Raw genomic sequence first — 12,170 nt, forward strand, 5'->3', positions numbered from 1 at the left:
AAAACTAGGGCTTGGCAATTTGCGTCTGGGCTGGGTTAATTAATACAATTGGCTGATTTAAAACGGGAATTTTTCGCAATGATGGCAATGGAATCTTGGTTGGGAACAATGATTGGTGGGGGGGCAGCGGCGGTTTTCACTATGCCGGCTTTAGCCCAAAGTCAGCCCTTATTTTTGGCCTATCCACCCCAAAATCACCAAACCAGTAGCCCGACGATTTTTTTCATTGGTTCTGCCGCTCCAAATGTGACCGTTACCCTCAATGGCCAGCCCATTGAACGCAGTCCCCAAGGCAATTTTGCCCCTGTAATCCCTCTCAAGATGGGGGAAAATCAGTTTGTTTTTCAAGCAGAGTCCCAACGGATTGAGCGTACCATTACCCGCATTGGCACTGGCCCCACATTGTCCCCCCAAGGTGGTTTTGCCGCCGGCTCCCTCACCCCCGCTGTGCCCATCAGTCGTCCTGCTGGCGAACCAATTTGCTTTACGGCGATCGCCCCTACGGATGCCATGGCCACGGTGACCTTGGCGGGCCAAACCATTCCCCTCACCCCCCAGGGCAATGTGGTACAGTTACCGCCCAATAACACCATTTTGCACGGAGAAAATCAGCCCCAAGTTACAGCAGCGGATCAGTATAAAGGCTGTCAAAGTTTGAATGTGACTAACTTACCTGCCCAATTGGGAACGCCTCAATTTAATCTGCAATGGCGGGGACAAAACTTTTCCACTCCTGGCCCCGGTAGCGTTACTTTGCTCAATGGCGATCGCCCCCAGGTAATTGTGGTTACCAGTCAAGCGGGGGTTGCTCGCACCGGGCCCGGTACCGATTATTCCCGGTTAACTCCTTTACCCCAGAGTAGTCAGGCTAGCGTCACTGGTCAGGATGGAGACTGGTTGCGGTTGGACTATGGCGGCTGGATTAAAGCAGATGAAACCCGTACTTTACCGAGCCAAGCTCCGCCTCGTTCCCTAATTCGCAGTGTGGGTTACCAAGTTTTTGGCGATCGTACAGAAATGCGTTTTCCTTTGCAATTGCCGGTGCCGGTAACAGTACATCAAACTGAAATGGGGCTGACTTTAAGTATTTACAATACCACTGCCCAAACTGATACTATCCGCCTTGATAATGACCCCATTATTCGCAATTTAACTTGGCAACAAATTAGTCCAGATCAGATTGATTATTATTTCACTTTTAAAACTGATCAACAGTGGGGTTACGATCTGCGTTATGAAGGCACTACCTTAATTTTGTCTTTGCGTCATCCTCCCCATATTTCTTCCCAACCCGGTAACTTGCAAGGAGTAAAAATTCTGCTCGATCCGGGCCATGGGGGCAGTGAATCGGGAGCAGTGGGGCCGACAGGTTATGCTGAAAAAGATATCAATCTACTAATTTCCCAGCGGTTGGCCGATCGCCTGCGGGCCCAGGGGGCGAATATTCACCTTACCCGCACCAAGGATGAATTTGTTTCCCTAGTCAATCGCCAAACCCAGATTGCCCAAGTGCAACCGGCGATCGCCCTTTCCATCCATTACAATGCATTACCCGATAGCGGTAATCCCAACGAAACCGATGGTATTAGTACATTTTGGTACAATGCCCAAGCGGCGGATTTAGCTAATTTTTTACAGCGGTATTTGGTGGAAAATTTAGGCAGAAATTCCCACGGAGTTTACTGGAATAATTTGGCTTTAACCCGTCCCACCATTGCCCCAGCAGTGTTGTTGGAATTGGGGTTTATGATTAGTCCCCAGGAATTCGAGTGGATTACCAATGCCCAAACCCAGGAACAATTGGTGCAGGCTTTAGCGGCGGGCATTACCACCTGGTTACAGCAACAACGTTGAGTCCACTTCCATAAAGTTTCCTGCTTCGTTTAAGTACCAACTTCTACTGGTATTGAACCTTCCATTTTCACCGGAAGCAATGAGGTAAATATACTCTGGCCAAGCAATGGCCCGATCAAATTCTGACGGTATGGGCTGGCCATGGGGATGGGAATGAAAAATACCGATAATACTTAACCCTTTTTGGCGGCAATCTTTTTGGGCGGAAAGCAAAACTTTGGGGTCAATGGCAAAGTAATGTAACTTATTTCCCTGATGATTATCCTGCTGAAATTCTTCCACATCACCCCAGCAATTTTCCGTTGGCTGTACTTCGACTACTTGCCAATGGCGATGACCATTTTCTCCAATTAATATTTTCCCCAGTAAAAGACCACAACATTCCTCCGGATAACACCGTTCCCCATGGCGATAAATTTGGTCTTGGTGAACTTGACTCAGACTTAGTTGGACCACTTTTACTAATTTTTCGTTTTGGAAGGTCTTCAGAAAGTTTGATTCCGCCCCTAAATTACTCCGGTAATACTGAGGAAACTTTACCCAGTTTCTCCCCAAAGTTGGGTGGGTGGGTGGCTTTTAAAAGAGGCTTTTAGACCATCAACAATTTTGCAAAAAGGTTGAAAAATCCTGCCTGCTTTAACGGAATAACCAACGCCAGAGGGGATGGCGGGGACCAATTTTACGAATTCTAGCCGTACCTCGAATGAGATTATTCCTTTCCCTAATGGATAGACCCCAAAGAATATGGCAACTTTGGCGAATCAATACCGCCCCGGTAAAACCAATACTGCCAAACAAAGTAAAAGCAGGCACTAACTGAAAGGCAAAGCCATAACGGATAGCAACCCAGGTGAAATGGTCCTGTAACAGGGCAATATCTTGGCGAAACTGCCAAATAGACCAGGGAACAAGGGTTAACCACAGCAAGGCCACCACTGTCCAACGACCATAGACCCCCGCTTGGTAAAGGCGATAGGCGGGTTTACTTAAACACTGGTCGGGCATTAAACGATGGGGCATGGATGTTGAAATTTTCACTATTGGAAGTCCATTAACCGCCAATGCCTAGCCTCAAGGCCCAGTTGGGGCTAAAGGGAATCAGGGTCAGCAACATTAACAATAGGGCTAGTAAACCCAAGCCGGCCCTGGTGTCGTCCGGTTCCGTCAACTCGTTTAAGCTGGGGCGTTCCAGTTGTCGTTGTAAAAATAAAACCACGATCGCCCAATAGAGGGGAATGGGATTAGCGGGGTTAAATAGGGAAACAGCACCCAAAATAACTAGGGTGGCAATGGTGGTGCGGCGGGCTACTTTACGGCCGTAGATGGCTTGGACAATCCGGCCCCCATCGAGTTGGCCAGCGGGTAATAAGTTTAAAGCATTAATCACCAAACCAAGCCAACCTAAAACCGTCAAGGGATGGATGGAAATAACACTACTTTTGAGAGCACTGCCCAAAATTAATTTGGCTAACGTGCCCACCAATAGGGAACCCTGTAAAAATTGCACCGGCAGTTGAAATAAATTATTGCCCCCGGATAAGCTCAGTCCCACAATCAAAAATAGTAAAGAAACTAATCCTCCCACCGCCGGCCCGGCGATCGCCACGTCAAAGAGGGCATTGCGGCTGGGTAAAAGGGATTCAAAACGGGTGATGGCCCCAAAGGAACCGATTTGCCAGTTGGGTAGAAAGAAAGGCCAACTCAACCTGACTCCCCATTTTTTCGCCTGCCAGAGGTGACCTAATTCATGGGCTAGCAAAATAATACCCACGGCGATCGCCAGGGGAACTGTTTCTCCCACCCGTTGCCAATTGTCCACTAAGTCAAAGCCCAACAGGGCCGCACTGGCTTCTAACGTAGTCACAATGGTGGCCACCAGTAACACCACCGCCAAATTTTTCTGGGCTAAGGTGCTGGGTTGGGGGTCATTGGTGCTGGGTAAAATCACCACCACGGGGCGGTCTTCACTCCCTTCCACTAGGAAAAGGCGATATTTTTCCCCCATTAATTCCTTCAGTTTGCCCGATAGTTTACCGAAAGCATCCTCCGCTTCCGTCCGCAAATTACCTTTAAAGATTGCCCCTTCCTGGTAGGCAATGGTTTCCGTGGCAAAAAAGCTATCAATGCTAAAAATGCCTTTAATAATGGCCAAATCTTCCGGGGGAATGGGGGAAGTTTCTTCTAAGTTTGTGTTGGCCGTGCTGTCACCGAGCACAGTGGTTTTATCCGTCCCATTGGCCAAATCTTGCAGACGTTGGGCTGCCTTTTGGCGCAACAGTTCCGCTTGTCCTTCTTCCCGCATTTGCCGACCCAGATAGATGTAAATGCCCCCCGACACCAACAGCAAAACCAACACTGCGGGCAAACTGATGGATAAACCAAAACTAAAAAGGACAAAATATAACAGCCAAGGGGCCATCAGCACTACGGACTGGAGCCAAGCCAGTTTTCCCAATTTGCCAAAGGGTTTAGCCCGCCGATAGCCCCAGACTAAAACACCGATCGCCAGGGCAAAAATGGCGAAGACAATGGGGACTAAAAACTGGTCTAGGGTAGTGGGCATGGGTAAAACAAGTGTGGAAATTAGAATTATTTCTCAGCTGGGGTTGATGAAGATTAGGGAGCAGCATCCATGGCCTGGCGTAAATTTCCCCCATGGCGATCGAGTTGAGCCTGGGCAGATTCTGCATTTAAACCAGACCAGTGCATTAACAAAGCTAACTTAACCCGTTGGCCACTGGCGACCAGTAACTCCGCCGCTTCCTCTCGGCTTAAATCCGTTAAATCCCGCAAAATTCTGATGGCTCGGTCTTCCAGTTTGCGATTAGTTACCGCCACATCCACCATACGATTGCCGTAAACTTTGCCCAGCTTGACCATGGCTCCAGTAGACAGGATGTTCAAGGCCATTTTGGTTACTGTGCCCGCTTTTAAACGGGTGGAACCGGCCAAAATTTCTGGCCCGGTTAAAAGTCTAATATTCACGTCTGCTTGGCAAGGAGCTTGGCTTTCCGGTACACAAGCAATAAAAATCGTTTTCGCCCCCCGGGCCCTGGCCGCATCTAACGCTCCGTGGACATAGGGAGTCGTACCCCCGGCCGTAATTCCCACCACCACGTCCAACTGGGTAATGCGATGGTCGGCGATCGCCTGGGCCCCATCTGCCGCAATATCTTCTAAACCTTCCGAACTGCGGAGTAACGCACTGGCTCCCCCGGCTAAAATTCCCTGCACTAACTCTGGTGGTGTACAAAAAGTGGGGGGACATTCCACCGCATCCAACACCCCCAACCGGCCACTGGTACCTGCGCCAATGTAGAAAAGTCTCCCCCCTTTAGCCAAAGCATCACTAATAATTTCAATGGCCGCCGCTAAATCTTCCCTCGCCCCGGCGATCGCCGTCACCGTCAGTTGATCCTGTTGGTTAAATAAATCTACCAATTCCAGGCTGGACAACTGGTCCAAATTTTGACTTTGGGGATTGGCCTGCTCTGTTAATAAATGACCGCGCTCTTCTAAGATTTCCATAGGCATGGGGGATGGGAGAAAGATGATCGGGGAAAGAAAAAACAAATTAGAGATTAAACAAAATCAACCAAACTAAATTTAGTCAATTAACTGGGACTAAGCTTTAAAATTATGGCTAGTCAAAGGGTTAGTTAAAACCAGAAAGGACATGTCCACAATTTTTCTACAACAACCCCTCCAAACGACGGCGAATGTTTTCTAGTTCAGCATCGGAAAATTCGTTGTCTGGCTTTTCTTCTCCCTCGCCTTGGTCAGTGTTTTGGGCTTCCCGGGCCGCCTGCAAAACCCCATCCGGGTCCCATTCCGGTTCCGCCACATTTTTTTCCGGAGGAATGGCCAGCATGCCTTCTGCCACAACCTCGCAGTCATAGCCAGCTTCTTGACAAAATTCTTCAATGTCCCGGGAATCCATGGCTTCAATGGAGGGGGGCGGGAAATCCTGGGCCTCTAAAAGCAGGGCATAACGGGTGGCATCGTCCTCGGAAGCGAACATCAAAATTTTATTGCGTCCCCCCATTTGTACGGTGTGGATGCCTTCATTATCCGTACCTGCGTTGAATAAAAGAACGTAAACACGCATAGAGTCAGCAAAATCTAAAAGTTGTCTATTCCTACCAGCATATCGAGCTAGGGCAGTTCTGCAAAAATCAATGGGGCCACCGACGACATAACTCATGCTGAGCATTCTTCGATGGCCCCCAGGGGAGAACCTAGGCTCCGCCCCTATGACGGGATAATCCGGTGGAGAAATAAACTAGAAATTAAGTTCGGCAGCTTGAACTTTTTCAATCTGTTTTTTCTTCAACACCAACAGAATTTGGGAGAGCATAATCCCCGCCAAGAAGAGTACAAGGAATTTAATCCGGGTGGGGTTTTGGAGCACTACTTCCGTATCTTTCTGGCCAAAACCGCCCACATTGGGATTATTGGTCAAAAATTCCCCAGCTTCCACAGTTTGACCGGCACTGACAATCAATTCGGGGCCGGCGGGAATGTCCACGGTTTCTGTACCGTCGGCAGTGGTGAGGATCAGTTGGTAACCACCAGCTTCAAGGGCGTTAACTTCTGAAATGGTGCCAGCGTTGGGGGCTTTAAAGGCATTGTTATTGCTCAGCAAACCAGTGGGATAAATTTGTCCACGGCCCCGGTTGGCTCCCAGGTGGACGGCAAATTTACCGTAGTTAATGCTTTTATCCTTAGCAGGATCGGGGGATAGCACGGGGAAAACGATTTCCTGATACTGCTCACCGGGCAGGGGGCCAACAATGACCACATTTTCCATGTCTTCCCGGTAGGGCTGAAAGTAGGTGCCGCCAACTTTTTCTTTCAGTTCCTCAGACAGGCGATCGGGGGGAGCAATTTTGAACCCTTCGGGCAACATCAACACGGCTCCAACGTTTAAGCCACCCTTGGAACCATCTCCTAGTACCTGCTGACTATCGAGATCATAGGGAATTTTGACTACTGCTTCAAACACGGTGTCTGGCAAAACTGCCTGGGGAATTTCAACTTCTGCCGCTTTCTGGGCGAGGTGGCAGTTAGCACAAACAATACGGCCAGTGGCTTCCCGGGGGGTCAAAGGCGCTGTTTCCTGGGCCCAAAAGGGATAGGCAGAGGCGGCCTGAGGCAGACCAAGGTCGGTGATCAAAAAGACGCTGACTGTGGCGATCGCCAACACCGTGAAGCGGCGCAGAGCAACCATAGTTTTCGTCCACAGCCCCAAATTATCAGGGTTTCTCATCGTTAAGTTGAACGGATTAGGTTTAGGTGAACAGTAGGGGAAAAAGACCAGTCTCAGACAATTACACAAAATTACAACAGTGTTGCTTACTCAACGGATAGCAAAGCTAAACCTAAGCCCACCAGGGATCTTCGTCGGTGCGGAAATCGGTTTCGGTCCAGGTGCTGAGCACCAATTTGTCGTCGTCGGTAACGGTAGCGTGGGCCAAAGCCAAAGAGAGGGGAGCCGGGCCACGGACCACTTTACCTTCAGCGTTGTACTGGGAGCCGTGACAAGGGCACATAAATTTGTTTTCGCTGGCATTCCAGGGCACTACGCAACCCAAATGGGTACACACCGCATTAATACCATAGTTGGCAATCGTGTCATCCCCCTGGACTACAATATAGGTCGGGTCGCCCTTCAAACCCTGGGCCAACACCCGATCGCCAGCGTTATGGGAAGCCAAAAATTCCGTCACCTTAACATCATTACCAAGGGCATCTTTGGCCGTTACACCACCGCCCGAACCACCACTGGAGGGGGGGATCAAATATTTTACTGCTGGATAGAGGGCCCCGGCCGCCACCCCAGTGATCGTACCGAAGGTCAATAAGTTCATAAACTGACGCCGACCCAAATCGGGGACATCAGGGGAGCCAGAAATCTGTGTCATAATGAACCGTCTAAATTTAAGGATTTTTACTAACATTCACCGGAGAAACCCCGGCAACATCGTTACAGAGAGGCAGGCCGGCTAAGTTACCGCTACCCCGGGGATTTGCAATAAAAAATGTAACAAGTCCTGTTCGATTATGACAGAAAACGCGCCAGCCCATCTAGACAAGGCTTTGGGCGATATTCCCTGACTAGCCAATGACAGTTTGTGGCCCCCTATGCCCCATAAGACAAAAAAATCCCGGCGGGGCGGGATCTAAAGAAAGTTAACCAAAATTAAGTTGGGATTAAATTGGGTCAGGAATATGTCAACAACCCCCCATTAACCAGCCCAGTCCACGCTAAAGCCTTCGAGAATCAGAGAAGAGTTATAAATCTGCAAAATAATCAGTAAGAAAACCAGAAAAAGAGCCATAAATACCCCCATGACAGGAGTGGTGCCCCAGCCCGGTACGACCTTACCGTATTCCGAGTTGAGGGGTCTGAGGATATCTCCTAACCGAGTGCGCTGTGCCATAGACTTCCCGTAAAAATGACTAAATGAGTTTTTGTAATGTTCTGTAATAATATAAGACAACAGAAACAACTATCAATCTTACCCCATGGAATCCGCAACAGTTCTTAGCATTACTTTTGCTGTCATTCTCATCGCCATCACTGGTCTGGCTGTGTACACTTCCTTTGGCCCTCCGTCCGCTGAGTTGGGTGATCCCTTCGATGACCACGAAGACTAAGCAGACCAGTCCGTCAGGGTCTTTAATTTAAACACTAGTTCGCTGTTAAAAAGCCTGAATCCACTCTTTGACTTCATACTCTGTCCAGATGCCGTTTTGCCAGTAAGGATCTCCTTGCACCAACTTTTCCACCGTGTCCTGGTCTGGCGCGTCGTAAATTGCAAAAACCTGCCGTAAATCTTTGGTAGGTCCAATGGTAACCAACACACCACTTTCCTTTTGGACCTTCAGTCCATCTAGGTGTGCTTGACGGTGGGGGGCTCTTTTTTCTTCCACGTTGTCACAATAGGTTCCCCAAAGCACATACTTAGCCACTGGTTACACACTCCTTTCTCAGCAACAGATACATAAAAGTTACCTAAGAATTCTAAATCATAACGGAGGGAGGTTTCCCTTCTTGGCCAGCTATCGTCATTAATCATGGCTTGGGAGTTTCCCAAAATAATTTTGGGCAAGCACTAGACCGCATTGCACATTGAGACGGCAGTTGCCTTACCTAATTGGAGCCGGCCAATTTTCCTTGGTAAATCATGCCAGTGGCATCGGCGGCAACCACTGTCTGGTCATCGGTGAAAATGACAGCGTTAATACCTGTAGTAGAAATTTTATGTTCTTCGACGATTTTTCCCGTGGTTAAGGAAATAATTTTAACAAAGCCTTGATCATCGGCGATCGCCACTAAATTTTCAGAGTTAATATCCAAAGCGTTCAGCCATGAGTTTACTTTTGCAAGGGTTTTATGGGCACCGGTGGCTAAATCTAGCTCTACTAACTCTCCGGTAAAGTAACCAATTAGTAGCTTGGTGCCATCGGGAGTAAATTTGAAAGTGTTGATGCGGCTGTTAATTGTTTTAAAGGTGCTAGGTTCAACGGGGTTACGGGCTGTATCATGATCAATATTAAAAATAGCAATTTCCCCCGTATCGTAACTAACAGCAACTTTGCCAACTTCTGGATTGGAGGTGTGGGTAAAAGCTAGATTTCTAGCAACACCAATAGATTGGTAAAGCTTGAAGGTGTTAACCTCCGGGGGGGAAAGACTGATTAATCGTGAAATGGTCACTGAGCCATCATCAGAAGATGATAATAGATAATCTTGGAGAATTAATGAATCTGTTACCGCCGCTTTATGGAGGGGAATATCAAAATTTTCCTGGGAGTTATGCAAAACACTGCTTCCAGTGTAGATAGAAGAAATAAGGAAAGGGATCGAGCCAAATTCCCCATATCTAGCCCGAAAAAAACGTTTACAGTTTTTAAGAAATAAATTATTTTTCTGATCTTGGTTTAAATTAGCATCGAGAAAAATCAAGTTGCAATTATAAAAGCCAATGGCTAGCTGTTTTGACTCTGGATCTTGGGCAATGGAAGCCGCAGCTCCATACTGACTAAGATCAATTTTTTTAACCACAAAAGGTTGTTCTTGACCCCAGACTCTTCCTTGCTGGGGAGTCAACCATAGACCAGTTAAGAGAAACGCAACCAACAGCAAACGCTTTAATTGATTGTTTTTAGAATGGAAAAAATAATTTTTAAACCTAAATATGTGCTTCATACCTTGATTTTAACCAGGGAATAGTTAATATAAATTAGCCGTGAAGTTGTTGAAAATTTCAAGCAAACTTGATACCAGTTTTCTCTTCTAGCTTATTTTTGATCAGAGATTGAGCTTGGGAATTTAATTGACTATATATAGACCGATAAACTTCAATTAGCTTTTGCGGAGCTTGGGATAAATTAGGTTTAGTTTGCACCATGCCTAATTTACCAATTAATTGTTGGTAAGCTTGCTGGTTATATTCTTCCTGAGCTCTGATTTGTTTGGCCTGATAAACCGGCAGAAGTTCCTTGATTACCGCCTGAACAGTAGGGGAAAGACTCTCCCAAAAACTGGTGTTGAAAAACGTGTTATAACCAGACCAAGCATGGTTAGTCATGTTTAAATATTTGGTTACCTCATATAATTTAAAACCTAATGCCACAGATGAAGGATTTTCCTGGGCCTCCACTGTGCCATTTTCTAAAGCGCGAAAGACTTGATTCATGGTGATTTTTTCGGGAACAGCTCCTAGAGCTTCCATGGTCATTGCCATGTCATTGGAAGGAGGAATCCTGATCTTTAACCCTTGAAAATCTTCTAGTTTATAAATTGGCTTACTGGCAATGGAAGTGACAATTCTCATGCCGTTGTTAAACGTGCCATTCCGTAAATAAGTTAAATTATATTGGGCTACCGAGCCATTAAGAGCTTCCGCAAAGAGGGACTGATTAATAATTTCAAAAACGTCTTGGGCTGATTGATAAAGGAGGGGAATATTTTGAACACCAATGACATCGGGAGCTACTTTGTCGATGATGGGCCCAGCAACGCTGACAATTTCAAAACGTCCTCCGGTAATAAACTGTACTGCTTGGGGATCGCCAGCGGGAATGGAAGCGTCGTGGGGAATGGGGGAAACAAAAAGTTCTCCCTCCGTTTGCTTAAATACTTCTAGCCACAGTTCTTCTAGGGCTTTATGGAGAGGGCTAGTGTCCGGCTGGTTATGAAGATGGAAAGCTCGAATTTTTGCTTGGCTATAATACTCCCCATACTTACCAGGCAGAGGCAAAATTTTGTTTAAAATTTCCTGGGGAATGCCCTCGGCTAATAGTTTTGGTGCGGCGATCGCCAGGAAGGAACTGGCCCCTGCCAAAGCGAGAAAATTTCTCCGTGAATGTTTCATAACTGATATTCCCCATCATTTAGCTCTGAATTATAAAGTCTAATTTTCAATCAAAGCTGACCTCGACCACATTTTTGCCAAAGCTTTGATAGGCATCGCCCATTGTTTTCGCCATGGTGTCGTTGGGAAAAACATGAAACTCGCCAGATTGTAGTGCAGCAATAATAGCTTCCGCCACTAGGGTGGGGGATTCGGCAATATCAGCCCGGCCAGAAGCATGGGTCATTTCGGTGGCGATGGGGCCAGGATGGACGCTCTGAACCAGAGTGCCTTGTCCAGCCAGAACTTCCCGCAATGCCTGGGTAATGGAATAGGCCGCGGCTTTGGAAGCAGAATAAGTAGCAACATTGCAGAATGACTTGAGGGAAACTACTGAGTTGAGTTGCACAAAAGCTCCCCCTCCATTGGCTTTGAGCACTGGAGCAAAGGCTTGGGCCATGGAGATCAACCCGTACACATTGGTCTCCATTTCAAATTTCAAGCAGGCGATCGCCTCTTCGGCCAGGGGATTTGCAACTTTTTGCACCCCGGCATTATTGACCACAGTTTCCACATCTGTGGCGGTTTGGGCAGCGGCGGCAATGGATTCTGGATCTGCTAGATCGATCAAAATAGGGACTATTTTATTGCCATATTTGTCCACTAAGAAAGCGGCACTTTCCAACTTTCTGACGGCGGCGTACACTTTTGCGGCCCCATGGTCCAAAAAAGACTCCACCAGTACTTTGCCTATCCCCCGATTGGCACCAGTAACCAGAACTGTTTTGTTGCTAATATCGATGGCCATGGGCATGTCTCCGGGAATATCAGTTAAAACATTACAACGATTAGCCTAATTAAGTCCCCAAAATTTAGATACGTTTCGTAAACTAAGTACAAATTATGTAAGTGGAGTTAGATTTTGGTTTAAGATTGACTGGAGTATCTGTCAAA

General features: G+C 47.2%; 14 protein-coding genes. 2 read left to right on the forward strand and 12 right to left on the reverse strand.

Going from position 1 to position 12,170, the window contains the following annotated elements; all coding sequences use genetic code 11:
* The first annotated feature begins 78 nt into the window (after positions 1–78).
* The gene (locus tag BWK47_RS05555) at positions 79–1,854 is read left to right on the forward strand and encodes an N-acetylmuramoyl-L-alanine amidase (protein WP_162327883.1); all 1,776 of its coding nucleotides are present in this window, start codon (positions 79–81) and stop codon (positions 1,852–1,854) included.
* Here BWK47_RS05555 and BWK47_RS05560 read toward each other — a convergent pair.
* The 8 genes from BWK47_RS05560 to psbH form a co-directional block, all read right to left on the reverse strand.
* Entirely contained in the window at positions 1,837–2,310 is a 474-nt protein-coding gene (locus tag BWK47_RS05560) for a M67 family metallopeptidase (protein ID WP_162327884.1), read from the reverse strand. The two genes, BWK47_RS05555 and BWK47_RS05560, sit on opposite strands and share 18 nt — an antisense overlap.
* Positions 2,311–2,490: 180 nt before the next feature.
* Positions 2,491–2,874, reverse strand: coding sequence for a hypothetical protein (locus tag BWK47_RS05565; protein WP_237269850.1), 384 nt, complete (start codon positions 2,872–2,874; stop codon positions 2,491–2,493).
* A 31-nt stretch (positions 2,875–2,905) separates the two neighbouring features.
* Positions 2,906–4,417, reverse strand: coding sequence for a site-2 protease family protein (locus BWK47_RS05570; protein ID WP_162327886.1), 1,512 nt, complete (start codon positions 4,415–4,417; stop codon positions 2,906–2,908).
* A gap of 53 nt (positions 4,418–4,470) precedes the next feature.
* Positions 4,471–5,388 (reverse strand): N-acetylmuramic acid 6-phosphate etherase, encoded by a 918-nt coding sequence (gene murQ, locus BWK47_RS05575; protein WP_162327887.1) that lies wholly within the window; start codon positions 5,386–5,388, stop codon positions 4,471–4,473.
* A gap of 157 nt (positions 5,389–5,545) precedes the next feature.
* Entirely contained in the window at positions 5,546–5,962 is a 417-nt protein-coding gene (locus tag BWK47_RS05580) for a DUF3110 domain-containing protein (RefSeq protein WP_237269851.1), read from the reverse strand.
* A 174-nt stretch (positions 5,963–6,136) separates the two neighbouring features.
* Positions 6,137–7,123: a cytochrome f gene (gene petA, locus BWK47_RS05585; RefSeq protein WP_162327889.1), complete on the reverse strand. Its 987-nt coding sequence runs from the start codon at positions 7,121–7,123 to the stop codon at positions 6,137–6,139.
* 112 nt (positions 7,124–7,235) lie between these two features.
* Positions 7,236–7,778 carry a cytochrome b6-f complex iron-sulfur subunit gene (petC, locus tag BWK47_RS05590; protein WP_020861638.1) on the reverse strand — a complete coding sequence of 181 codons (543 nt, stop codon included), beginning with the start codon at positions 7,776–7,778 and terminating at the stop codon, positions 7,236–7,238.
* A 324-nt stretch (positions 7,779–8,102) separates the two neighbouring features.
* Positions 8,103–8,297 (reverse strand): photosystem II reaction center phosphoprotein PsbH, encoded by a 195-nt coding sequence (gene psbH / locus BWK47_RS05595; RefSeq protein WP_010872259.1) that lies wholly within the window; start codon positions 8,295–8,297, stop codon positions 8,103–8,105.
* Positions 8,298–8,382: 85 nt separating this feature from the next.
* Between psbH and psbN the strand changes: the two genes are divergently transcribed.
* On the forward strand, positions 8,383–8,514 hold the full coding sequence (psbN, locus tag BWK47_RS05600; protein ID WP_010872260.1) for a photosystem II reaction center protein PsbN: 132 nt from the start codon (positions 8,383–8,385) through the stop codon (positions 8,512–8,514).
* A gap of 45 nt (positions 8,515–8,559) precedes the next feature.
* On the opposite strand, the gene BWK47_RS05605 is transcribed toward psbN, so the two are convergent.
* From BWK47_RS05605 to BWK47_RS05620, 4 genes are all read right to left on the reverse strand, one after another.
* A complete protein-coding gene (locus BWK47_RS05605; protein ID WP_010872261.1) occupies positions 8,560–8,829 on the reverse strand; it encodes a YciI family protein in 270 nt (89 codons plus the stop codon).
* Between the two features lie 181 nt (positions 8,830–9,010).
* Complete coding sequence (locus tag BWK47_RS05610) at positions 9,011–10,000, reverse strand: WD40 repeat domain-containing protein (RefSeq protein WP_237269853.1); 990 nt, start codon at positions 9,998–10,000, stop codon at positions 9,011–9,013.
* A gap of 127 nt (positions 10,001–10,127) precedes the next feature.
* Positions 10,128–11,237 (reverse strand): TRAP transporter substrate-binding protein, encoded by a 1,110-nt coding sequence (locus tag BWK47_RS05615; protein ID WP_162327891.1) that lies wholly within the window; start codon positions 11,235–11,237, stop codon positions 10,128–10,130.
* A 46-nt stretch (positions 11,238–11,283) separates the two neighbouring features.
* Complete coding sequence (locus tag BWK47_RS05620) at positions 11,284–12,024, reverse strand: SDR family oxidoreductase (RefSeq protein WP_237269855.1); 741 nt, start codon at positions 12,022–12,024, stop codon at positions 11,284–11,286.
* Positions 12,025–12,170 lie beyond the last annotated feature (146 nt).

The organism is Synechocystis sp. CACIAM 05, assembly GCF_010222815.1.
Taxonomy (GTDB): domain Bacteria; phylum Cyanobacteriota; class Cyanobacteriia; order Cyanobacteriales; family Microcystaceae; genus Synechocystis.